The organism is Edaphobacter dinghuensis (assembly GCF_014640335.1).
Classification (GTDB): Bacteria; Acidobacteriota; Terriglobia; order Terriglobales; family Acidobacteriaceae; genus Edaphobacter; species Edaphobacter dinghuensis.
Genome location: NZ_BMGT01000001.1, coordinates 430761 through 452790, shown reverse-complemented (window position 1 = coordinate 452790; position 22030 = coordinate 430761). Strand labels below are relative to the sequence as shown.

The following is a 22030-nucleotide window of genomic DNA, read 5'->3' as shown; positions in this document are numbered from 1 at the left end:
TCAAGAGGAACAGGAAAATCCACAAGCGCGGAACTTTTCCCCGTCATCTAAAGCTCTGTTGAAGAAAATCGGCAACGATTGATGTTCTACTCTTGGCATAAGGAGAAACGCGATGGAACGCAGCGCAAGCGCAGTCTGGCATGGCAGTTTGAAAGAGGGCAAAGGCACCATCTCCACCCAGAGCGGCACCCTGAAGGAGACGCAGTATAGCTTCGCCACCCGGTTTGCCGAGGGCGTCGGAACCAATCCCGAAGAGTTGATTGCAGCAGCCCACGCCGGCTGCTTCAGCATGGCGCTGAGCGCCCAGTTGACCGAAGCCGGTCTCGTCCCCGACTCCATCGAGACGACGGCTCGGCTCACGCTCGACCTGCACGGGGAAGGCCCCACCATCACCAAGATCCATCTGACCACCAAGGCCAAGGTTCCCGGTGCGGACAAGGCGAAGTTCGACGAGCTTGCCGCCAAAGCCAAGGTCGGCTGCCCGGTGTCGAAGGTGCTGAAGGCTGCGGAGATCACGCTGGACGCGACATTAGTCTAGGGTTTGATGAGCGCTAAAGGAGAAGCCCGGCTCTTAGAGTCGGGCTTTTTGTTGCAAGGACTGAGAAAAGGTTTTTAGTGTGAGTGCGAGTGGCCGTGGTGGTGATGGTGGTCGTGTGCGCCGACGGCCTCCAGCTCCGGCGGAGCGCTGCAACCGTGGGTGGTCTCGCAGCCCCGGGTCTCAAACTGAATGGTGGTGTGGTGGATGTGGAAGCGGTCGCGCAAGGCGCAGTTGATGGCCTCGAGGATGCTGCTGCACTCCGACATCGGCATCTCCGGAATCGTCACATGGCTGGCCAGCGCGCGCGACTGCGAGCCGAGCGACCAGACGTGCAGATCGTGGACGTTGACCACTCCCGGAACCGCCTCCATGGCGTCGCGCACCGCGCCCAACTGGACGTTGCGTGGCGTACCTTCGAGCAGGATGTTCAGCGTCTCGCGGACGATGCCGAACGAACTCCACAGAATCATGGCGGCGATGATGATCGACAGTACAGGGTCGATCCACGTCATGCCGGTAAACAGGATCGCTGCGCCGCCTGCGATGACTGCTGCGGTCGAGAGCGTATCGCCCAGCATGTGGAGAAAGACGCTACGGATGTTGACGTCGCCCGAGAAGCGCCAGAGCAGCGTGGCGACGGTGCCGTTCATCAGCACGCCGGCTGCGGCGACGTACATCATCAGCTTCGGCTGTACTGCAACCGGGGCGCTCAGACGATGGATGGCGGCGATTGCGATCCACGCGGAGAGCACGATCAGCGTAAGCGCATTGACAAAGGCGGCGAGCACGCCAGCGCGCTGGTAGCCGAACGTCTTCTCTTCGGTGGCGGGTCGCGCCTGAAAGTAGACGGCGACGAAGGAGAGCAGGATGGCCAGCAGGTCGGAGACGTTATGCCCGGCCTCGGAGATAAGGGCCAGCGAGTGGGCGCGCAGGCCGAAGAAGAAGGTCGCGACGACATAAGCGAGCGTAAGCCCCATGGAAAACTGCAGGACGCGTTGCATCTTGCGGTTAGGGGTGGCGACCATGTGCATGATCTAAGTGTAGTCCTGCCTCAGTCGCGGTTCAATCCGTTGAGTTAATGGCGTGTTATTCCGCTCGGAGAGCCTCGGACGGCTCAATCGATGCGGCACGGTGCGCGGGCAGGAGTCCGGCGGCCAGAGCGCAAACGCATAAGGTAGCGGCTGCTCCGCCTAATATCAGCGGATCGAAGAGACCGACGCCATAGAGTTGATGGGCCAGATAGCGGCTGCAGAGGATGGCCACAGGAATACCGATACCGAGTCCCAGAGCGATCTGTGAGAATGTTCCGCGCAGAATCATGCCGAGGACGTTGCCGCGATTGGCCCCCAGCGCCATGCGGACACCGATCTCGTTGGTGCGTCGCGTGACGTTGTAGGCCGTCACGCCGTACAGCCCCACCGAGGCCAGCAGAAGTGCAAGTAGGCTGAACAGGCCGGTGAGCCGTGCCATCAGGCGTTGCTGGTTGAACTGAACGGCCACCTGCTCGCTGTAGGTCATGACGTTGGTCGGAGCCAGGTCGGGATTGATGCTGGCGAGCGCTTGGCGTAACGGGCTCTCGTAGTTCTCGGGCGAGCCATTGACACTGAGCTGGATCGAACGGAAGTACAACGTGCCCGTCTCCATCCGCGCATAGCCCGTCTGCGGATATTGAATCATTTGCGCAAACGGCACAAAGTACATCGGCATCTGCGTCGAGGCGGGACTTTGATACATCGTGTTCTTCACCACGCCAACGATCTCATAGTCGTAGCCGTGGCCCGGCAGAGAGAGGCCAAAGTGCTTTCCAATCGCATCGCTTCCGGCGAAGAACTTTCGCGCGAAGGCGTCGTCGACGACGGCTACATGCTGCGAGGTGGCGGTGTCCTGATCGGTAATGGGGCGGCCACGCAGCACGGGCGTGCCAATCGTCTCGAAGTAGTGCGGGCTCACCCGCAGAGCGATGACGTCGGTGTCTCCGATCCAGCTCTCCGAACGGCCGCCAATGGAGATATCCATCGTCATGCAGCAGCCGTTCTGCGGGCTGAACCGCGAAAAGCTGGCGCTGCGAACTCCGGGGATAGCGTTAAGACGATCCTGTACCTGTTGATAGAGCGCGGGCAGTTGCTCCGGCTTATAGCCCGCTCCCATCGGGTCGATCGAGGCGATCAGCCGCCCATGCGTCTCAAATCCCATGTCGACCTTTTCGAGATTGCGCAGGCTCTGCGTCACCAGACCGGCGACGGCCAGCAGCACCAGCGAGAGCGCAGCCTGCACAACAATCAGAGCCTTCTGCGGACGCACTGCCTTGCCTCCGATATTGCGTGTGCCGCCGCGCAGACCCTCCGACGGATCGGCATGCGTCCCGATCCACGCCGGGGCAACGCCGAAGACGACTCCCGTGATCAGCGAGATCAACAACGCAAAGGCCAGAATCGGCAGCGAAGGCGAGGCGCTGATGGGCACGTAGGTTGCGCCGCGAAAGGCCATCATCAATAGCGCCTTCGCTCCTCCATAGGCGAGCAGAGTCCCGGCGGCGCCGCCGATGAGCGAGAGCAGAACGCTCTCCGTCAGCACAGCGCGAATCAGCCGCAGGCGTGTGGCCCCAAGCGACAGGCGAAGCGCGGTCTGCTGCTGCCGCGCCGCGCTGCGAGCCATCAGCAGGTTTGCCAGGTTCGCACAGGCAATCAACAACACAAGCATTGAGGCAATGGAGAGCAGATAAAGGCCATCCCTCGATCTGCTTCTGAACTGCGAGATGCCGCCACCGCCCGGAGTAAGGAGAATCTTCTGATTGGGAAGCTTGGCAAGATCGGTTTTATCGAGATGACCGTCGGCGATGAGCTTCTGCTGCAACTGCGCGGTGAGCTGGGCCTGAACCGTGGCCGGGTTCGTGCCCGGCTTGAGCCGTCCAAAGAGATAGAGCCAGGACATGCCGGGCGTCTCAAAGTTTGAGAGATCGCCCCGCTCCTCGAAGACCGGCTCCTGATGCAGCGGAATCCATAGATTGGCAGGGTCGCTCTCCAGACGGTCGCCAAAGAACTGCGGAGCGGCGATGCCTACGACCGTTACCGGCAGGCCGTTAAAGGTGAAGGTCGAGCCGATGACCGAAGGATCGGATGCGTAGGTCTGCTGCCACATGCGATAGCTCATCACGGCCACGGCAGGCGCCTCGGGTCGATCGTCGGAAGCAGTGAGCATCCTCCCTGCGCTCGGCTGCACTCCGAAGGTCGAGAAGTAGTTGCCCGCGACGAACTCGCTCTTTGTACTTTGCGCTGCTGCATTCGAACCGGCGCGGCGGATGCTCATGGCATACCTGCTGCCGGAGAATGCTGTGATCTGTTCAAACGCCGGGGAGGTTTCAGTCAGGTGCTTGTAGAAGGGATAGTCGAAGATGCTCCACGAGTCCTGCAGGCCGCCCCACTCGCAGCAGAGATTGCCGTCGCCGATGCGGTAGATCTGCTGCGGATTTTTGATAGGCAGCGGCTTGAGCAGCACCGCGTGAACGAGCGTGAAGATGGCGATGTTGGCTCCAATGCCCAGCGCCAGCGTCAACACCGCCGTCAAGGTAAAGCCGGGCGTCCGGCGCAGCTGGCGGAATGCGTAACGCAGATCCTGCGAGAATGTCATCGTTCACCTCGGAAGAGCCATCTTGTCGCGAATGGAACGGCACGTGAAGCGCCAAAACCGGCACCGGCGAAGTGATTCAAAACATGGGTTGTCGATGCGATATCTCAATCGAACTTGACAGGCCCGGTGTCCGGGTTCGCAAAAGTATGTCCGAAATCGAACAGAGGAAAGCAGGCCAGGGTATTTAGTGCATCCGTCTGCCAAGGCCGATCAAGTGGTCTCGTGGTCGTGTGGATGCGGGCTGAGGCGCAGCCCGCTCCACGACTCGGAGACGACGATGCTGTTGCCGGGATTGTGCATGTCGTAGCGCACCTGGATGGGCAGGTCGGCGCGAACGTCGCGGACGTGCTCGGCGAGGCTGCTTACATCCTGCGCGCACTCGTAGCTCACGCCTGCGATGCGGTAGTTGTAGACGATAATCAGCGACCCGGCGCTCGTGCCGGCTTGCCCATCCTGCCGGATGGGCGCGTCCGTGATGCTGCCGTCGGTGATGCGGCCGATGCTGGCGAGCAGCTCGCGGCGCTCGTGTTCAATCTCCTCCGCACTTCGTCGCGGACGGCGGAGGGTGTACCACGCAATACCGGCGATGGCGGCGGTCCCAATCGCAACAGCGGCGGCGTTGCGCGGAGAACGGAGGTGGAGCGGCAGATGCAATGAAATCAAGGAAAGCACAGAGAGTCTCTGCCCAAAAGCATAGCCTATCGCCGATGAGCGGACGATGATTCCGGGGCACGAATCATGTCTGGCAATATTCTTCTGCGTCAAAAGGGAACAGCCAATCTTTGCTACCGGATTTCGCTACAGGAGATTGCCCGGTTTCGGATCTCCGAAAAGTAAGGAAAAAATATGGAATCAGCCAATTTCGCTCCAAAAAGCGACCCCCGCTGCGCCGGGAGGCGGTCGATTTCCAGTAGAATTTGCTTTGGCGCATCCGCGCATGAGGACAAGGTTTATGGCATCTGCGATGGCGAATATCGAGGCATTGAAGGGAACACACCAGGAGTTGAAGACGCGCATGGAGAAGTCGGTCGAAGACTTCCGAGCGAACCTTCTCTCCGCGCGTACCGGACGGGCGAATGTACACATGCTCGACCAGATTCGGGTGGACTACTACGGCACCGATACCCCGATCGCCCAGATGGGCCAGGTCAGCACCCCCGAGCCGACGCTCATTCTGGTCTCGCCCTACGACCTGGGCATGGTCTCGGCCATCGAGAAGGCGATCCGCACCTCGGGAACCGGCCTGAACCCCATGTCCGATGGCAAGGTGATCCGCGTTCCCGTGCCTCCCATGACCGAGGAGCGGCGCAGAGATGTGGTCAAGCAGTTGAACAAGACGCTCGAAGACCACAAGACCGCCATCCGCAGCATCCGCCGCGACGGCAACGACCAGATCAAGAAGGCCGCCAAGGACAAGCTGATCTCCGCCGACGACGAGAAGCGCGCCAGTGAAGAGGTTCAGCAGTTGACCGACGCCGAGATCAAGCGCATCGAGGAGTTGTTCAAGGCCAAAGAAAAAGAAGTGATGACCGTCTGATCATTCGCGTCATGAGTTAAAGAGACAGGGCCGGGCAGAGTTGCTCGGCCCTTATCTTTTTAGAACGAGCTGCCCGTACCGAACCGTTCCCGCAGAAAGCCAAGAAACGCCCGCACCTTCGGAGACGAATCGAGCCGCGAAGGATAGAGAGCGTGAAGCTCGACGGGCGCAGGCTCCCACTCCGGCAGGATGCGAATCAGTCGGCCTTGTTCCACATCTATTTGCACGACGGACTGTGCCAGCAGTGCGATGCCTGCTCCTGCAAGGGCGAGCTGGTGATTGATCGTCGGATCGGGCACCGACACCCGCGAATTCACCTTCACCTCCTTCAGCTCCGTCCCTTTGCGTAGTCTCCAGGTGGTGAACTCTCCCGGCTCGCCGAACGTGTCGCAGGTGGTGGTAATGCAGCTCAATGGAAGAAGGTCTGCGGGCGTTTCAGGCAGCTTCTGGTTGAGCAGGTAAGTGGGGCTGGCATACGCTCCAAGCCGAATCTGCATCAGCGGCTTCACCAGAAGCCCGGAGTCCTCCAACGTTCCGGCCCGCACTACAACATCGAAGGTGCCCTCGCGTGGAGGTTCGTCTCCGTTCAGCAGTTGCAGATGCAGGCGCAGCTCAGGATAGAGCCTAACGAACTCTCCCATGGTTGGCCCAAGAATCGAGCGAGCGAAGGCGACCGGAGCCCCCACGCGCAATGTTCCTCGCGGCTTGCCTTGAAGGGCTCCTACGGCAAGGTCGGCCTGCTCGGCCTCTTCCATCATGCGCTGGCAGCGGCTCAGGTAGACCTCTCCCACCTCAGTAAGCGTCACCCTGCGCGTAGTCCTCTCCACCAGACGCACTCCCAGGCGGTCCTCCAGCCGTTGAATGGCGCGGCTGATGCTCGATTTGGGAACACCGAGCCGTTTTGCCGCGCGGGTGAAGCTTTGTGTTTGAGAGACATGGACGAAGCATTGCAGATCGTTCAAGTCGATCATGATTGTCCCTTTAGTGAAACAGTCTGTTGCATGTAAATGTGATTGTTTCATAGATCGATGCGTACTCTGTCTGAATCTCTTGTCATGAAAGTCAGCAAGAAGAAAGAGAGGCAGGAAGATGTATCTCGTTATTGGAGCAACAGGAAATGTGGGAAGTCAGGTGGTAGAGCAGCTTTTAGCCAGCGGCCGCAAGGTGCGCGTCTTTACCCGCGACGCCTCCAAGGTCGCGCATTGGGGCAATCGGGTAGAGGTCGCGGTTGGCGACCTTACTTCGCCGGAGACCTTCGCGAAGGCGGCGAGCGGAGTCGAAGGGATCTTTTTGATGAATGGTGCTCTCGACGGAGAGGTCTTCCGCCAGCTCATCGCGTCTGCGAAGGCAGAGGGCAATCCGCGAGTCGTCTTTCTCTCGACGCTCTTTGCAGGCTTCGAAAATTCTCCAATCGGACGGCTGCATAAGGACAAGGAGGACGTTATCCGCGCGTCGGGACTGTCGGGGAGATTCATCCGCGCAGGAGCGTTTATGACCAACGCCTTCCAGTGGATCGGTAGCGTTTGCGCAGAGGGAGTCGTCTATAACGCTACGGGAGCCGGCAAGGTCGCCCCTGTAGCGCCGGAAGATCTGGCGGCCGTTGCGGTTCATGCGCTCACCGATGCGAGCCTTACCTCGGAGGTCTTCGAAGTCACCGGCGGCGAGCTGCTCACCGTACCGGAGCAGGTCGAGATTCTGGCGAAGGCGACGGGCAAGCCAATTCGGTCGGTCGATGTCCCTACGGAGGCTGCGGTGCAGGGGATGATTGACGCTGGCACACCGGCTCCGGTGGCGGCGGCGGTGGGGCAGTCGTTCGAACTGGTTCGCGAAGGAAAGACGGCGGTCGTCAAAGACACCATCAGGCAGGTGACGGGAAGGCCGCCCAAAACCTTCCAGTCATGGGCTAAGGAACATGCAGCCCGGTTTGCCTGATCGAAGACATGCAGCAGAGGTCATCGAAATAGCCCATAACGAGCAAGATGGTCAGTTATGGGCTATTTCGTTTTTACAGGGAGAGACGGTTTCTCTGCGTGCGGAGGGCAGGACGCCGCCTGCGCTGCCAGCTCAGCAACCTGTTGCGCCGGGCCAGTAGAGCAGTTGCCGTGCTTTTGCGTATACTCGTCAGCCTATGCTGAAGACAATATTTTCCTGTACTGTAGCGGGCAGTGTCTGCCTTGGCTTGTTCTCCGTTGCCGGTCTGGCGCAGAACCGTCCCGGCGCCCCAGGCCACGCCGCGCTGATCGTGGTGAACCAGGGCGAGGCCAACGTCAGCGTCGTCAACCCTGCTACCGATGCGCAGGAGGGCACCGTCGCCGAGAACACACCCGGCGTTCACGGACACGAGGCAGCCACCTCTCCCGACGGCCGTCTGGCTTATGTGCCTATCTACGGCAGCACCGGCGTAGGCAAGCCGGGACTCAACGGCCACTCCATGCTGGTGATCGATATCGCCAGCCGCAAGATCGTCAACAAGCTCGACTTCGGCCACGAGGTCAGGCCGCACTGCGCTGTCTACGATCCCAACACCGGCATGCTCTACGTCACGACCGAGTTAGACAAAGCCGTCACCATCATCGACCCGAACACGCTCAAGATCGTCGGCAAGATTCCCACCGGGCAGGAGCAGTCGCACATGCTGGCGCTGTCGAGCGATGGCAGCCGTGGCTACACCGCCAACGTCGGCCCCGGAACCGTCTCGGTGCTCGACATGAAGGCACGCAAGACGCTGGCGATCATCCCCATCTCCAAAGACACGCAGCGCATCTCGGTCTCGCGCGACGACTCGATGGTATTTACCGCGGACCAGACCCAGCCGCGGCTGGCCGTCATCGATACGGCATCGAACAAGGTTAAGAGCTGGATCGCCATTCCCGCGGTTGGTTACGGCACCGCCTCGACGATGGACGGACGCTGGCTGCTGGTCGCGATGCCTTCGGCGAGCAAGGTGGCTGTGGTCGATCTCAAGAGCCTCAAGGTCGTGCGAACACTTGACGTTCCCAGCGCGCCGCAGGAGATCCTGATGCGCCCCGACGGCAAGATGGCCTACGTCTCCTGCAATACCACCGGCCGCGTCGCTGTCATCGATCTGATCGGCTGGAAGGTTAAGGACATTATCGCCACCGGCAAGGGCGCGGACGGTTTGGCCTGGGCGAAATAACCTTGTTTAGTTAAACCGTCGCACCTGAACCGATGTCCGGCAGGCGGCGGCAGCTTTGCGTCCCCACGCCAGGGCTTCGTCCATATCAGCAGCTTCCAGCACCCAAAAACCGCCTATGTGTTCCCTGGTCTCCAGGTATGGCCCATCGGTGACCAGTACTTTGCCATCGGGCTGCTTCCGCAGCGATCTTGCGCTGCTGGCCGGGGAGAGACCGCCAACGAAAACTCTTACCCCCGCAGCCACCATCTCATCGTTGAGATCGTCGATGTCGCGCGACATCGCTTCGGTCTCAACGGAAGAGTCGTAGTTGTCGGGGTGGTAGATCGCAACCAGATACTGCGCCATGATTCCTCCTGTGCTTCGGCTTCTTCAGCCTGTTTAGGTGGTGTGGTCAAGAACGATCTTCCATCCCTTGTCCGTCTTTTCGAGCACAACGCTGAAGACCCCTTGAGCGTTGCCGCCATCCTTCTTGCCGCGCTCCAGATGATACTTGCCCACCACGATGGCGAAGTTGGCATCGAGCGTCTTCGCCTCCAGCTCTGAGAAGGTAAGCGTGCCCATGGCTGCCTTGGTGGGGTAGTCGTGCTTGTACTCATCCACCAGCCCGGCAAAGCCGTGCGAGATCTGGTGCGTCACCATCAGGGTGTCGGGCGCGTCCTTATACGTCTGCACAAAGGCGTCGATGTCGCCGTTGTTCCACGCCGCCTGTTGGGTCAGCAGCACTTTAACCACGTCAAGCTGTTCCCGCGACGCGGTGGTAAGTGCCTGCAAATCTTGTGGGTGCGCGACAGGAGCCGCGAACAGAGCGGCAGCGATCAGGGCAAGGACGGCAACACGAGAGCGAAGCATAAAAGCACCTCAAAATTGTTACGGCCAATGTAGCAAATCCGGATCAAAGAAAAGTCATCCAATTATTTTTTCTAAACCAGCGGGGTTCTCTCTTCGACCTGAGCCGCAATCTAGCGGTTATCGTCGTCGCAGGGCTTCGTTCCCGCGGTAGGGACGATCCAGACCACGGTGACCAGGGCGATATCAGCGAGCGCCACCGAAGGATGATAGTAGGCCAGCGGTATCGCCAGCCCGTAGAGACCCAGACTCAGCAGATGTTTGCGCTGAATGGCAGCATCCCCCGGATGAAATGTGCCGGCCACGCGCATCCTGCGCTCAATGGCCAACCGCAGCAGAAGAAAGCTGAACCCGGTGATCACCATGGAGGCGGCATAGAGCGCGATCGAGAACGAGTCGTTCTCCTTTTCCAACACATATGACGTAAAGAACGGCAGCAGCGACAGGCAGAACAGGAAGCCAAGGTTGGCGTAGAGCACGCGCTGGTCCGACTGCTCGATCCGATGGACCAGATGGTGATGATTAACCCAGTAGATCGCGGTAAAGCTGAACGAGATGAAGTAGACCACCAGCGTCGGCACAACGGAGAGCAGACCGGCGACGCCGCGCTGTGCTGGAACCTTCAGCTCCAGCACCATGATGGTGATGATGACCGCAATGACGCCGTCGGAGAAGGCTTCGAGCCGGGATGTGGAGGAGAGTTGATCGTCCATGGCCAATTGGAGCCTTTTATCGGCTCCCCTAAAATTCCTGTCAAGTGCCCCTGAATGGGGGTCGTTTCGTAACTATAACTATATAAATAAGTTGCAGAAGAAAATAAATCCCGCAAACCTGCAAATTAGTTTCTCGCCATTCATTACAATTAAGGCATAAGACAGCAGAAGAAAAGATTTCAAGGCCGCGGTCGGTCAGCGCCGCTAACTCTTTTCAATGCAATATCTTGACTATAACTCTCTTGAATGCAATATTTTGCGATGGATATTCCACGCATCTGTATGCAATCAGGAGATTTACGGCAAAAGTACCCCAAGGGGTGCCCTCCATCGCAGTTCTGCGGGAGTCGTAAAATAGTCAGGATCGCCGAAAAATAAAGGATGATACGGGCAGATGAGTATTGAAGCACAGACGGTATTGGCAGGACAGGTGGTAGCGGCGGCACAGGCAGCCGGTCTGGCAGTGGTTTCGAGCGTCGAAGGCAAGGACTTTAGCGGCGGCCCCACGACGCGGTTTACGCTCGGGCTCGCCTCCGACCCATCGAAGACGCAGGTGCTTGAGCTGAGCGCCGCATTCGACTTCAGCAGTGCGGCGTTGGCCGGTGTCGTGAAGGAATATCTTGCCGAGGCTGCGAAGCGCCTCAAGAGCGCGCGCCCCGACTGTTACCTCACCCTCGGCGGCCTGCCGTTGAGCTTCGGTAAGTTCGAGTGGCCCTTTCACGCCTCGACCTCGGGCGCGGACACCTCGCTCGTCCACGGCGAAGTCTGGCTCGAAGATGGAAATGAGCGCCTGCTGCACTCCAAGATTGCCGCGTCTATGACGGTGACCTTTCGCGAGGTCGTCGCCGCTCCCGAGCAGCCCTTTGCCGAGAGCTTTATCTACAACGCTGTGCGCAAGACCATGGACCAGGGCCAACTGGAGCTGGTTAAGAGCGGCAACCGCCAGCCGGTGCCGGTCACGACGCGCTACTACAGTTCCAAGCGCAAGGTGTTCGTCTTCAACGACACCACCGAAGCGCAGCAGAAGGAGTTCCTCGCCGCCAAGACCTACTGGCTTTCGGGCGTGCTCGGTGGCGGAGCCCCGGTGTGGTTGGTCGATCCGCGCGATGCGCAGTACCTCGACACCACGCTCGACCAGCTGAAGAAGCTTGCGAAGGCACTGGCTGCAGAAGGCCTCATCCAGTTGGCAGCCGATGGCGAATACGCCACGTCCACTGCAACCCTGCTGGCCCGCAACGAGCAGTATGCAAAGGAGCTGGCGGACGCGCTCGCCTTCACCAAGCCCACCTTTAACGAAGAGATGCGCGGCGGCCACACCAACATGTAACGCTGCGATTTACTGCTTTCGAGAAATAAAAAAGAAGTCCGCATGGCGATCATGCGGGCTTCTTTTTTATGCGAGAGATCCGGTCACACAGGATGCACTGGTTGAAAACTCAGGCCGTTGCAGGCGGAACGACGGCGGTTCCGCAGTGCGTGCAGAAGGCCGCACCCGGTTCGGAGGCCACGCCACAGACGGGGCAGCGCGGAACGGCTGCGCTGTAACCGACGGGAGTAGCGAGGATATTACTGGCGATATAAGTAGCCTGGGCCGCGTTGTAGTCGCGGACGCGGCCTGGCATCAGGAAGCACTCGATGAAGCCGAGGATCGCGGTGAGGCCGGTCCAGAAGAACAGGAGGTAGAGCACGCCAAGCCCGTTACGGCGAAGGTAGAAGTGATGGAGTCCGAAGCATCCGAGGAAGAGTGCTAAGAGAACGCCGATGGCCTCGTCCTTACGGGCTTGCTCGTACTCGGCATAGAACCAGGCGCGCTGCTGCGGGTTCATGTTGGCGGTGTAGATAGGATCGGTGATCAGCATGGCTGCATTCTCCCAGACTTAGAGAGAATACGCGCAAAGAATTGCTGCGGTTCCATTGCCTTTTTGTGCGGCGCTGAACCGCCTGAACTAGCGGCGGTTCATGCCGGGCATGTTATGGCTTCGAGGGAGCGAGAACGTACTTCCGCAATGAGATGGCAGGCTTCTCGATTAAGTAATAGGTCATCACTGCCAGCAGGACGCTGATGGCAAGCACGGTGAAGAAGCGAACGGCATAGGCGGTAAGGTCTCCGGCAGGCAGAGGCCCGCGCAGATGGTCGTACGCCATCAGCACGTACATATGGATCATGTAGACGGCATAGCTGATTAGTCCGAAGAAGGTAAAAAGGCGCCACCGGAAGATGGCGAGATAGCGTGTGCCGCTATGCACGATGACAAAGGCAATCAGAGAGCCGGCCAGAAGCGAGACGCCGGTTTGATAGGCCGCTGAGATAAATGCCAGTTGCCGCTGCGTGTGCCAGGGCAGAAAGTTGGCCGCGAACAGAATGGCTCCAAGAACAAAACCCGCTGTGATCCAGCCTTTGGCGCTCTCCGCCAGCTGTGCGCCCTGATCGTTCTTGAGCGCGTACTGGCAGGCGATGAAGGCACCGATAGCCAGGCCATCGCAACGCAGAAAGGTAAGGTCGTAGTTGTGATGGCCGATCGAAGCAGCGAGCAGGCGAAGAATGACTGCGCTGAGGCCGATGCCGATGCTCCAGCGAATGAGCTGAGGAATGGAGCGGCGGCGGACGACGGTGGGCCAGAGCAGATAAAACTGCTCTTCGATGGCCAGGGTCCAGAAGGGCCCGGTCGAAATGACGTGGAAGACCTCTGCGAAGTTCACGACGAACAACGCCGCCAACAGAACGTAGCCGTGCGAGTTGGGGACGAAGAGATAGACGCCGATCAGGCAAAGAACATAGAGAGGAAGGATGCGAAGAACGCGCTTCCAATAGAAGTTGCGGTAGTAGGTAGTGCTGGCGCGGTCCTGGATGAGCAGCGAGGTGATGAGAAATCCGGAGAGAACAAAGAAGAGATCGACCCCGTTGTTTCCATAGGCGGACAGATGATAAAGCCCGCGGATGCCCGGACCCCAGTCCTGCAAGCGGATGGAGGTATAGCAGACGTGATGAAAATAGACGGCGAGAGCAGCCATTCCGCGGATGCCATCCAGCTCGCGGATGTGAGTGAGGCGGAGCTTGGGCCGCTGACGGGTTTCCTCGATCGTGCGACCAGGTTCAGAGGAATGGCTGATGGAAGAAGCTAATGTGGGCTGAATGGCTTCCTCCCTTTGCTTTTAGCAAGATTAGATTAATTGTAAAGGCAGGAGGCGTGCAGAAAGTAAATGCAGTGATAACGAGAACGTCAATTTAAGTTGCTTGAAAATATTTGATCGTTGAGAGTGCGCCTACACGGCATCGTCTCTTCTTGATTATATCGAAGCTGATCGCTCAATCTGTCTGCATGGTGCAGGTCACGAACGCTGAGCAGTGAGTCAAAACGATCGAAGCGCCTCAGGATGCAGGCGCTTCGATCGTTGCTCATTGTTTTGATAACTCCTGATGCAGGTTACATATCCTTGACGCCGTCGACGAAGGCCTTCAGCTTGCGGCTGCGGCTGGGATGACGGAGCTTGCGCAGCGCCTTGGCCTCTATCTGGCGAATGCGCTCGCGTGTGACCTGGAACGACTGGCCAACCTCTTCGAGCGTGTGCTCGGAGCCGTCTTCGAGGCCGAAGCGCATCTTGATGACGCGCTCTTCACGCGGCGTCAGGGTACGCAACACCTGCGAGGTGTACTCCTTCAGGTTGACCGAGATCACAGCGTCAGACGGCGAGACGGCCATGCGGTCTTCGATGAAGTCGCCAAGGTGCGAGTCTTCTTCTTCGCCGATCGGCGTTTCGAGCGAGATAGGCTCCTGCGCGATCTTGAGGACTTTGCGGACCTTTGCGACCGGGATGTCCATGCGGCGGGCGATCTCTTCTGAAGACGCTTCGCGGCCAAGCTCCTGCACTAGTTGACGCGAGGTGCGGATGAGCTTGTTGATGGTCTCGATCATGTGCACCGGGATGCGGATGGTGCGTGCCTGGTCGGCGATGGCGCGGGTGATGGCCTGACGAATCCACCACGTCGCGTAGGTCGAGAATTTGTAACCGCGACGGTACTCGAATTTATCAACGGCTTTCATCAGGCCGATGTTGCCTTCCTGAATCAGGTCGAGGAACTGGAGACCGCGGTTGGTGTACTTCTTGGCGATGGAGACGACAAGGCGAAGGTTGGCCTCGATCAGCTCGCGCTTGGCGCGCTCGGCGTCCATGTCGCCCTGAATCATCTCGCGCTGAGTGCGCTTGAGGTCGGCGATGCTGATACCGGCATCGAGCTCGACGCGCTCGAGGTCGACACGGCAGTTCTTCTGCTGGCGCTTGTACTCTTTGCGCAGTTCTTCGGACTTCGATGCTTCGTACTTGTTCTCGAGGGTCTTGATCTGGCGCTCGAGCGTACGCATGGCGTCGACGGTCTTGTTGACCTTGTCGAGCAGGCGCTTCTTCTCGCCGTTGGTGTACTTCAGCTCGCGGACGATGCGGTTGATGTAGACGTGCTCGCGGCCAATCAGCCAGCGGGTCTTGCGCGTCTCCTTCGCCTTGGCCTTGGAGTCTTTGCCGGTGGGCGAGGCCAGCTTTTCTTCGAGGGTGTGAATCTTCTTCTGGTGTTTGGTGATGACGTCGATGCGGCTGGCGGTGGCGCGCACGCGGGCGGCAAGGATCTCTTCGGTCAGCTCTTCTTCGTCGAAGGTGACGACTTCTTTAATATTGCGGACGCCGCGCTTCAGGTCTTCGCCGAGGGCGACGATCTCGCGAATGACGATGGGCGAGCGCGAGATGGCCTTCATGACGCGAAGCTGGCCGCGCTCGATGCGCTTGGCAATTTCGACTTCGCCCTCGCGGGTGAGCAGCGGGACGGTGCCCATCTCGCGCAGATACATGCGGACGGGATCGTTGGTCTTCTCGAGTGTGCCGGGAGTCAGGTCAAGCTCTACGTCGTCGGATTCTTCACCGGCCTCGGGCTCATACTTGTCGCGGTCGCTGCCAAACTTCGACTCGCCGGAGAGCACATCGATGCCCTGGGTATTAATGGTGGTGAGAAGATCATCAAGGTCGTCGGGGGTGGTGATGTCACCGGGCAAAAGGTCATTGACCTCGCCATAGGTGAGATATCCCTTCTCCTTACCTGTATCGATCATCTTGTCTATATCTTCTTCGTACTTATCAAGTTCTTCGGCCACGGCTATGCGCACTCCTGCAAGAGATTCTGTAGATTGGGATGCCGTTCTGAGCCAGTCGATGTCTCAAAATAGACTCTCGGACTTCAGACGGAGTATTCCCTTGGTTGTAACTAGTGAGCAGGGAGTTGGTTGCGGTTTAGACCGCGTTGGCAAGCCCGGCGACCTCAGAGGGTCAGGGCATTCGAAGGCACACGTCCCCAGCGAATCACAGGATACCACATCTTTTAGACGCTCCCGGAGGGAAAAAGACTCGGGGCAGGCTCGCGCAGAGGTTCGCCCTTGGTCCCGTCCTGATGGCGAGGGCAGCGGCGGAGGTGGATGTCTTTGCCGGCAGAGCCGTATTCGTGGCCGCAATGGCCGCAGCGGAGATGGTAGATCGTCTGGCCGGGGAAGGATTCCGAGGGAAATCCGGTGCGGGAGATGACGATTTGGCCGTGTTTGTTCTTGTATCCGGGGTCGGTAGTCTGAAATCTGGGCATAGTTTAGAGAGATATACGAACAGCGTGTTTGGTGAGCCAGCTACAGGATTTCAGCTTTCCAATCCCGGGCTTGACCTGCGGACACGGGCGAGAAGGGCGGCCGGGCGCAGGAAGTTGGGATAGTGCAGCATGCTGGTGAGGAACGCCGGTAGGGTGTCCTGGGAGATACGCAGTGCCGCCGGGACGACGTACAGGTTCATCACGATCTCCGACACCAGCAGCGAAGCAGCCGCGCCGTAAAGCCCGAAGGCGCGGGCGAGGAAGTAGCAGAGGGTGCAGGCGAGGCTGGTTCCGATGACGTAATAGGTGGCCAGCCGCTGATGCTGGTTGGTCGAGGTCATCAGCACGGAGCTGGTGGACCAGAGCGCGTAAAGAACGACGACCAGCAGGAGGATGTCGAGCAGGACGCGGCTGGGAGGAACGTGGCCTCCGGTCCAATGGTGGAGGAACCACGGGCCGACCGTCATCATGCCGATCACGATGACCAGGGCGACGATCAGCGCAAGCTGGCAGGCGCGGCGCAGCAGCGAGCGGACGAGCGAATAGTTTCGTGCGCCGTAAGCGATCGACATCTCGGGTTCAAAGGTGGTGTTGACCATCTGCACCATCTGCAGGGCGACGCGGGAGACAGTGCGCGCGGTGCCGAAGACGACGACGGCGGTGGGGCCGAGAGCGTATCCGACAGCCAGCAGAGTTCCTTGAAGATTCAACGCGTTGCCGATGGGGAAGCCCATGAAGGCAATGGCCGGGCGGGCGAGGGCGCGGATCTCGGCGAAGCTGGCGTGCTTCCATCCGTACTCGATCCAGGGGATGTCGCGCTGGACGAGTATGCAAAGAATGCATGTGCCGGTAACGTTCGCGCAGGCAAAGACAAGGGCAGTGATGCGCGGATCTGCATGGAAGACTACGGCGAGAATCATGCAGGTGAAGGCAGAGAGCGAGAAGATGCTTTTGATGAACGAGCCGTAGGGATAGCGGCCGATGCAGCGATACGCCGACTGAAGTAGCTGCTCGAACTGGCCCAGCATGACCGAGACGCCCAGGTAAAAGATGATCCACTTGGCGTCGGACGGGTTGATGTTGTGGATCTTCAGCAGGCGGGCGGCGGGAATGTAGTAGAGCACGATGCTCAGCAGGGCGATCACCGCGCTGCAGATCATGGCGATGAACCACCAGCAGCTTTGAAAGACCCGAAGTGCGCCCTGGCGGTCTTCGCGGGCGACCATCATGGTCATCTCGTTGCCGGCGACGCTGCCGAAGCCTATGTTGCTGAAACTAAGGTATGAAGGGATGGAATTCAGGATCATCCATTCGCCATAGACGGGTACGGCCCAGAAGTGGAGAAAGACCGGGACCTGGACGAGTTGAATGATGGTTGATGCTAACTTGCTGATCCAATTGGAGATGAACCCAAGGGTCAAGCGGCGTTTTACGGAACTATCCATGCGTCGTCGTTGGCCTCAGTTGTCAGTTTACCGGGTGCGATATTTTCGGTTGAGGGTGGGGAGGAGGAAGTTGCAATATCGAATGATTTTAAAGGATTCGTGTGAATCCGGGGTAATTTCAGCGCTGGCGGAGTGCGCGGTCGATCTGGAGCTTTTCGGCGGTGAGCTGGGCGAGGATGGCGTGGTCGCCGCGGCGGTCGGCCTCGGCGATGAGGCTGCGGACCTCGCGCTGACGGCGTTCGAGGCGGCGGGTCTCGAGCGCATGCAGGGCGTGCTCGACCTGCTCGGTCATGGTCTGAGCGTCGTGTGGGGCTTCGGCGGGATCTTCGTGGTGCTGGAGGGCGAGTGCCAGCAGGGTGTGGCTCTGTGGGTCGGTCGCCGCGTCGAGCGGATTGGGCGGGACGGGAGCATTGGCCAGCGTCTCCATAACGGCGGCGGCGGGCAGGTTCTCGTACCACTCGGGATGCTGGCTTAACTGGTCGGCGGCGAGGACGCGGGCGGGATCGCTTTCAGGAAGTACAAGAGCGCGGAGGAGAATGCGCTCGTTCTCGCTGGCGGGGTCTGCGGTGTGCGAGCGGACGCTTTCGACGCGCTGGGCGGCGGCCTGCTTGATCTCCTGCCGGAAAATCTGCGAGTCGATGCCTAATTTTTGCGCGGCGTCGGCGGCGAACTCGTCGCGGTGGATGCGGTTGGGCATCCGGCGGATGTGAGGTAGCAGAAAGTTGAGCGCCTTGACCTTAGCGTCCGCTGTGCGTGCGGGAAAGAGCTGGCGGGCGCGGTCGATGAGGTAGTCGGAGTGGCGCTTGGCTCCGCGTAGTGCAGCGAGGTAGGCCTGAATGCCCTGTTCGCGGACGAAGCGGTCGGGGTCGAGGCCGCCTTCGAGCGCGACTACTTTTACTTCGAAGTCCTCTTCGGTGAGCAGCGCGATGGATTTTTCGGCGGCATTGGCTCCGGCGGTGTCGGGGTCGAAGTTGACGACGACGCGCTTGGTGAAGCGGCTGAGCAGGCGCACCTGCATCTCGGTAAACGCCGTGCCCGAGGTGGCGAGGACGTTGTGGACCCCGGCCATGTAGACGGAGATGCAGTCCATCTGGCCTTCGACGAGAAGCGCGAAGTCGTGGTTGCGCATGTCGGCCTTGGCCTTGTCGAGATTGAAGAGGACCTGTCCCTTGGTGTAGAGCGGCGTCTCCGGCGAGTTCATGTACTTGGCGATGTCGCGGCCCTTTTCGTCCTGGCTATCGAGGGCGCGTGCGGTGAAGGCGATGGTCTTGCCCTGCTCGTTGGCGATGGGGAAGGTGATGCGCTTGCGAAAGCGGGCGTAGAGCTGGCCGTGGGTTCCGTCGGCCTGCTCCTTCGCGCTGAAGAGGCCGCTGGCGCGCATGGCCTCTTCGTTGAAGTGCGGCTTGAGGCGGTCGCGCATGTCGTTGAAGTCGTCGGGCGCGTAGCCGATGCGGAACTTGGTGATGGTCTCAGGCGTGACGCCGCGGCCGGAGAGGTACTCGCGTGCACGGGCGGCCTCGGGCGATTTGAGCTGCGCCTCGAAGTATTGAGTAGCGGCCTCGTGGATGTCGATTAATTGACGCCTAAGCCCGGCTTCGCGTGCCTCTTCGGGAGAGCTGAACTCGCGCTTGGGTAGAGGGATGCCGCACTTTGCTGCAACGGTGCGGATGGCCTCGGGGAAGCTGACGTTTTCGAGCTTCATGACGAAGGTGAAGACGTCGCCTTTTTCGTGGCAGCCGAAGCAGTAGAAGTAGCCGTGGTTGGCATTGACGGAGAAGGAGCCGGTCTTCTCTTTATGAAACGGACATAGCCCGGTGTAGTTCTGTGCGCCGGTTTTGCGCAGCTTCACGTAGTCGCCAATGATCTTGACGATGTCGGCCTGCTGCTTGACGGTCTGGGCGAAGTTGTCGGACATGCTGGCTGGAAGTATCAGTTTAGATGAGCAGGCGAGAAAGACTAAATGGCGGAGTTTGGGCTTGAGAGTTTAGTCTTACTTCAGGAGGGAGCACGATGTTCCGTACCGTCATCAGGCATAGCTCAGGCGTCTTTTTGCTTGCGGCTATTGCTGCGGTTGCCGGGCTTGTGCCGACTCCTGCGTGGGCGGTTAAGCCGGGCGCTTTGGCTGCTGTCGCGCCGGGTGCCAGTGCTTCGGGTGCCAGTGCTGCGCCGCCGGCGGCCGCGGACTCCGACGATGATGATAACGTGACTTCACGGCTGACGGTGATCGGGGACTTCAATCACGACGGCATCGCCGATATGGCGCAGGCTGTGCCTGCTGCCGGAGAGCACTCAGGACCGGCGGTGTTGACGGTATCGCTGGGGCAGGCGGACGGTACCTTTAAACCGTTAGCGTCGATTCCCTTGCCGGGCCGCAATCCTACGGATGTCGCGATTGGCGATTTTAATCAGGACGGTATTCCCGATCTGCTGGTGGGAGACGATGACGGTACGTTGACGCTGCTGCTTAACGACGGCACGGGCAAGATGGCTTCTGCCGGTGTGGTGGCGCATCTGAGCTCGGTGGTCTCGATCGCGGTGGGTGACTTCAACCACGACGGCGTTCTGGATGTGGCGGTCTCGGACTGGCGCGCGAGCTCGGTGGCGATTCTGCTGGGCACAGGAAAGGGATCGTTCCGGAGCGCAGGGTCGTTCCCGATGCGGATGCCGGGGAAGACGCCTCACATTACAGTGGCGGACTTTAATGGCGACGGCATTCTCGACCTGGCGGTGGTTTATGACGACGATGACGGCGACACCTACGACGTGATGCTGGGTGACGGCAAGGGCTCCTTCATATTTGCGCCCAGCCTGAGCCTGTCCCGAGATCCAAACTCTCACTGCGTTACCTAGTTGTGTTGAAGACAGAGTTCGCATCGATGTGGAGCGCACATTGGTTGTAACTTCTGTTTGTCATTCCGGCCCACTTATTTTGATGGAGTATGAAGCGCACAAGCGATAGGCTTGTGTGGCCCTCAGGAGCGGTGTTTTTATGACGAAGACGCTTGGTGTGAAGGAACGGTTTGTTTTGGGGCAGGAGCGGCGCAAGCAGATTCGCCGGACTGTCCATGCGGAGTGGAAGGCTGGCGAGCGCAGGGAAGATCCCCTGAAGCTGATGGCGGCGTCGATGCGCGGCCGGGTTCCGGCGCTGGTGACGCTGAAGTATGAGCGCATGGCGCTCTCTCCGTTTGGATACTTTCGCGGTGCGGTTCCGGTGATGGCCTATGACCTGTCGCTGGTGGGCAATACGGGGATACTGAGCCAGTTGTGCGGCGATGCGCATGTGCGCAATCTGGGTGCGTATGCCGGGCCGGATGGACGGCTGGTCTTCGACATCAACGACTTTGACGAGACGATTGTGGGGCCGTTTGAGTGGGACGTAAAACGGATGGCGACGAGCCTGATCTTGGCGGGACGCGAGGCAGGCGTAAAGAGTGCGCATTGCAACGATGCGGCGGCGGTCTTTCTGGAGCGCTACCGGTACTGCATTACGGCGTTTGCGCGGATGCCGCTGCTCGAGATGGCACGCTACCAGGTACACCGACTTAAGAATGTATCGCCGGTAGAGGGGATTCTGCGGATGGCAGAGCGGGCGACGCCGATGCATACGCTGTCGGAGCTGACGGAGGTGGAGAAGGCCGCACACCAGCAGCAGGAGGGCCGCATCTTCAAGACGATGCCTCCGGTATTGACGCGAGTGAAGGGACAGGAGGCTGAGCGCGTGGTGGCCTCGCTGGAGCTGTATGCGGAGAGCCTGCTGCGCGAGCGGCGGCATCTCTTCTCGCAGTACAGGCCGGTGGATGTGGCGTTCAAGGTGGTGGGAACGGGATCGGTGGGGCTGCGCGACTACTGCGTCTACATGGAAGGCAATGGAGTGAAGGACCCGCTGTTTATTCAAATTAAGGAAGAGGTGGCCTCGGCCTATGCTCCTTATATTGGGCATGTGAATGGGGGCAAAGGGCTATCGAACCACAGAGGCAAATATCACCAGGGACGACGCGCGGTGGAGGGTGAGCGGGCGATGCAGATGCAGTCCGATCCCTTTCTGGGTTGGACGACGATCGATGGGCGCGAGTATATGGTGAGGCAGCTCAATGACCACAAAGCGTCGATTCAGTTGACGGACCTGAAGGCGGGGCTGCTGGAGTATGCGAGCGTGTGCGGTGAGCTGTTGGCGCGAGGCCATGGGCGGTCGGGCGATTGCCTGATGCTGGGAGGATATCTCGGCAAGTCGGCGCGGTTTGATGAGGCCGTCGTAAAGTTTGCGGAGGCCTATGCGAACCAGACGGAGAAGGATTGGCATGAGCTGGTGCAGTCGATGAAGAAAACAGGGAAGCATCCTGCGAAGAAGTCCGAGACGAAGACGACGAAGAAGAAGGCTGCGAGCAGAAGAGCGACTCATCAATAGATATCGACAAAGATGCATCTGCCGATCGCATCGCTTTTAAAGCGTAGCTCGATGCCCGCGAGCACAAGCAGAGCGAACCTGCGTTGCTGTTGCATTCGTTAGATGATGTGGCTCTCTGACAAAAGTACAAACAAGAAGGAAGATT

20 protein-coding genes are annotated in these 22030 nt (G+C 59.6%); 7 read left to right on the top strand and 13 right to left on the bottom strand.

Annotation, left to right across the window (positions count from 1 at the left end):
* Positions 1-112 precede the first annotated feature (112 nt).
* Positions 113-538, top strand: a complete 426-nt coding sequence (locus IEW09_RS01775) for an OsmC family protein (protein WP_188552442.1) — start codon at positions 113-115, stop codon at positions 536-538.
* Between the two features lie 74 nt (positions 539-612).
* On the opposite strand, the gene IEW09_RS01770 is transcribed toward IEW09_RS01775, so the two are convergent.
* From IEW09_RS01770 to IEW09_RS01760, 3 genes are all read right to left on the bottom strand, one after another.
* Positions 613-1569, bottom strand: a complete 957-nt coding sequence (locus IEW09_RS01770) for a cation diffusion facilitator family transporter (RefSeq protein WP_188552441.1) — start codon at positions 1567-1569, stop codon at positions 613-615.
* A 55-nt stretch (positions 1570-1624) separates the two neighbouring features.
* Positions 1625-4165, bottom strand: a complete 2541-nt coding sequence (locus IEW09_RS01765) for an ABC transporter permease (protein ID WP_188552440.1) — start codon at positions 4163-4165, stop codon at positions 1625-1627.
* A gap of 210 nt (positions 4166-4375) precedes the next feature.
* A complete protein-coding gene (locus tag IEW09_RS01760; RefSeq protein WP_188552439.1) occupies positions 4376-4837 on the bottom strand; it encodes a DUF3592 domain-containing protein in 462 nt (153 codons plus the stop codon).
* A gap of 280 nt (positions 4838-5117) precedes the next feature.
* On the opposite strand from IEW09_RS01760, the gene frr reads away from it, so the two are divergent.
* Positions 5118-5702, top strand: coding sequence for a ribosome recycling factor (frr, locus tag IEW09_RS01755; protein WP_188552438.1), 585 nt, complete (start codon positions 5118-5120; stop codon positions 5700-5702).
* Between the two features lie 59 nt (positions 5703-5761).
* Here the strand turns inward: frr and IEW09_RS01750 are convergent, their stop codons facing one another.
* Positions 5762-6673: a LysR family transcriptional regulator gene (locus tag IEW09_RS01750; protein WP_188552437.1), complete on the bottom strand. Its 912-nt coding sequence runs from the start codon at positions 6671-6673 to the stop codon at positions 5762-5764.
* Positions 6674-6791: 118 nt separating this feature from the next.
* Here IEW09_RS01750 and IEW09_RS01745 point away from each other — a divergent pair, with 118 nt between their 5' ends.
* Together IEW09_RS01745 and IEW09_RS01740 are read left to right on the top strand one after the other, a co-directional pair.
* Positions 6792-7634, top strand: coding sequence for an NmrA family NAD(P)-binding protein (locus IEW09_RS01745; protein ID WP_188552436.1), 843 nt, complete (start codon positions 6792-6794; stop codon positions 7632-7634).
* A gap of 196 nt (positions 7635-7830) precedes the next feature.
* The gene (locus IEW09_RS01740; protein WP_229739012.1) at positions 7831-8859 is read left to right on the top strand and encodes a cytochrome D1 domain-containing protein; all 1029 of its coding nucleotides are present in this window, start codon (positions 7831-7833) and stop codon (positions 8857-8859) included.
* Positions 8860-8865: 6 nt separating this feature from the next.
* On the opposite strand, the gene IEW09_RS01735 is transcribed toward IEW09_RS01740, so the two are convergent.
* The 3 genes from IEW09_RS01735 to IEW09_RS01725 form a co-directional block, all read right to left on the bottom strand.
* On the bottom strand, positions 8866-9204 hold the full coding sequence (locus IEW09_RS01735) for a YciI family protein (RefSeq protein ID WP_188552435.1): 339 nt from the start codon (positions 9202-9204) through the stop codon (positions 8866-8868).
* A gap of 33 nt (positions 9205-9237) precedes the next feature.
* A complete protein-coding gene (locus IEW09_RS01730; protein ID WP_188552434.1) occupies positions 9238-9708 on the bottom strand; it encodes a YybH family protein in 471 nt (156 codons plus the stop codon).
* A 110-nt stretch (positions 9709-9818) separates the two neighbouring features.
* A complete protein-coding gene (locus tag IEW09_RS01725; protein ID WP_188552433.1) occupies positions 9819-10418 on the bottom strand; it encodes a TMEM175 family protein in 600 nt (199 codons plus the stop codon).
* A 394-nt stretch (positions 10419-10812) separates the two neighbouring features.
* Here IEW09_RS01725 and IEW09_RS01720 point away from each other — a divergent pair, with 394 nt between their 5' ends.
* Positions 10813-11745, top strand: a complete 933-nt coding sequence (locus tag IEW09_RS01720; RefSeq protein WP_188552432.1) for a hypothetical protein — start codon at positions 10813-10815, stop codon at positions 11743-11745.
* A 109-nt stretch (positions 11746-11854) separates the two neighbouring features.
* Here the strand turns inward: IEW09_RS01720 and IEW09_RS01715 are convergent, their stop codons facing one another.
* The 6 genes from IEW09_RS01715 to dnaG form a co-directional block, all read right to left on the bottom strand.
* Positions 11855-12277 (bottom strand): NINE protein, encoded by a 423-nt coding sequence (locus IEW09_RS01715; RefSeq protein ID WP_229739011.1) that lies wholly within the window; start codon positions 12275-12277, stop codon positions 11855-11857.
* A gap of 112 nt (positions 12278-12389) precedes the next feature.
* Positions 12390-13448 (bottom strand): acyltransferase family protein, encoded by a 1059-nt coding sequence (locus tag IEW09_RS01710; protein WP_263369071.1) that lies wholly within the window; start codon positions 13446-13448, stop codon positions 12390-12392.
* Positions 13449-13843: 395 nt separating this feature from the next.
* On the bottom strand, positions 13844-15556 hold the full coding sequence (gene rpoD, locus IEW09_RS01705; RefSeq protein WP_188552430.1) for an RNA polymerase sigma factor RpoD: 1713 nt from the start codon (positions 15554-15556) through the stop codon (positions 13844-13846).
* A 224-nt stretch (positions 15557-15780) separates the two neighbouring features.
* Positions 15781-16035, bottom strand: coding sequence for a hypothetical protein (locus tag IEW09_RS01700; protein ID WP_188552429.1), 255 nt, complete (start codon positions 16033-16035; stop codon positions 15781-15783).
* Between the two features lie 50 nt (positions 16036-16085).
* Complete coding sequence (locus tag IEW09_RS01695; protein ID WP_188552428.1) at positions 16086-17480, bottom strand: lipopolysaccharide biosynthesis protein; 1395 nt, start codon at positions 17478-17480, stop codon at positions 16086-16088.
* Positions 17481-17598: 118 nt separating this feature from the next.
* The gene (gene dnaG, locus IEW09_RS01690) at positions 17599-19395 is read right to left on the bottom strand and encodes a DNA primase (protein ID WP_188552427.1); all 1797 of its coding nucleotides are present in this window, start codon (positions 19393-19395) and stop codon (positions 17599-17601) included.
* Between the two features lie 95 nt (positions 19396-19490).
* Here dnaG and IEW09_RS01685 point away from each other — a divergent pair, with 95 nt between their 5' ends.
* Complete coding sequence (locus IEW09_RS01685) at positions 19491-20330, top strand: FG-GAP repeat domain-containing protein (protein WP_188552426.1); 840 nt, start codon at positions 19491-19493, stop codon at positions 20328-20330.
* A gap of 139 nt (positions 20331-20469) precedes the next feature.
* Positions 20470-21885 carry a DUF2252 domain-containing protein gene (locus IEW09_RS01680; RefSeq protein WP_188552425.1) on the top strand — a complete coding sequence of 472 codons (1416 nt, stop codon included), beginning with the start codon at positions 20470-20472 and terminating at the stop codon, positions 21883-21885.
* Positions 21886-22030: the final 145 nt, after the last annotated feature.

Excerpts from the sequence above, each read along its gene's own strand:
- IEW09_RS01775 (WP_188552442.1), top strand. The coding sequence starts at position 113 with ATGGAACGCAGCGCAAGCGCAGTCTGGCATGGCAGTTTGAAAGAGGGC.
- IEW09_RS01770 (WP_188552441.1), bottom strand. The coding sequence starts at position 1,569 with ATGCACATGGTCGCCACCCCTAACCGCAAGATGCAACGCGTCCTGCAG.
- IEW09_RS01765 (WP_188552440.1), bottom strand. The coding sequence starts at position 4,165 with ATGACATTCTCGCAGGATCTGCGTTACGCATTCCGCCAGCTGCGCCGG.
- frr (WP_188552438.1), top strand. The coding sequence starts at position 5,118 with ATGGCATCTGCGATGGCGAATATCGAGGCATTGAAGGGAACACACCAG.
- IEW09_RS01750 (WP_188552437.1), bottom strand. The coding sequence starts at position 6,673 with ATGATCGACTTGAACGATCTGCAATGCTTCGTCCATGTCTCTCAAACA.
- IEW09_RS01745 (WP_188552436.1), top strand. The coding sequence starts at position 6,792 with ATGTATCTCGTTATTGGAGCAACAGGAAATGTGGGAAGTCAGGTGGTA.
- IEW09_RS01740 (WP_229739012.1), top strand. The coding sequence starts at position 7,831 with ATGCTGAAGACAATATTTTCCTGTACTGTAGCGGGCAGTGTCTGCCTT.
- IEW09_RS01735 (WP_188552435.1), bottom strand. The coding sequence starts at position 9,204 with ATGGCGCAGTATCTGGTTGCGATCTACCACCCCGACAACTACGACTCT.
- IEW09_RS01730 (WP_188552434.1), bottom strand. The coding sequence starts at position 9,708 with ATGCTTCGCTCTCGTGTTGCCGTCCTTGCCCTGATCGCTGCCGCTCTG.
- IEW09_RS01725 (WP_188552433.1), bottom strand. The coding sequence starts at position 10,418 with ATGGACGATCAACTCTCCTCCACATCCCGGCTCGAAGCCTTCTCCGAC.
- IEW09_RS01720 (WP_188552432.1), top strand. The coding sequence starts at position 10,813 with ATGAGTATTGAAGCACAGACGGTATTGGCAGGACAGGTGGTAGCGGCG.
- IEW09_RS01715 (WP_229739011.1), bottom strand. The coding sequence starts at position 12,277 with ATGCTGATCACCGATCCTATCTACACCGCCAACATGAACCCGCAGCAG.
- IEW09_RS01700 (WP_188552429.1), bottom strand. The coding sequence starts at position 16,035 with ATGCCCAGATTTCAGACTACCGACCCCGGATACAAGAACAAACACGGC.
- IEW09_RS01695 (WP_188552428.1), bottom strand. The coding sequence starts at position 17,480 with ATGGATAGTTCCGTAAAACGCCGCTTGACCCTTGGGTTCATCTCCAAT.
- dnaG (WP_188552427.1), bottom strand. The coding sequence starts at position 19,395 with ATGTCCGACAACTTCGCCCAGACCGTCAAGCAGCAGGCCGACATCGTC.
- IEW09_RS01685 (WP_188552426.1), top strand. The coding sequence starts at position 19,491 with ATGTTCCGTACCGTCATCAGGCATAGCTCAGGCGTCTTTTTGCTTGCG.
- IEW09_RS01680 (WP_188552425.1), top strand. The coding sequence starts at position 20,470 with ATGACGAAGACGCTTGGTGTGAAGGAACGGTTTGTTTTGGGGCAGGAG.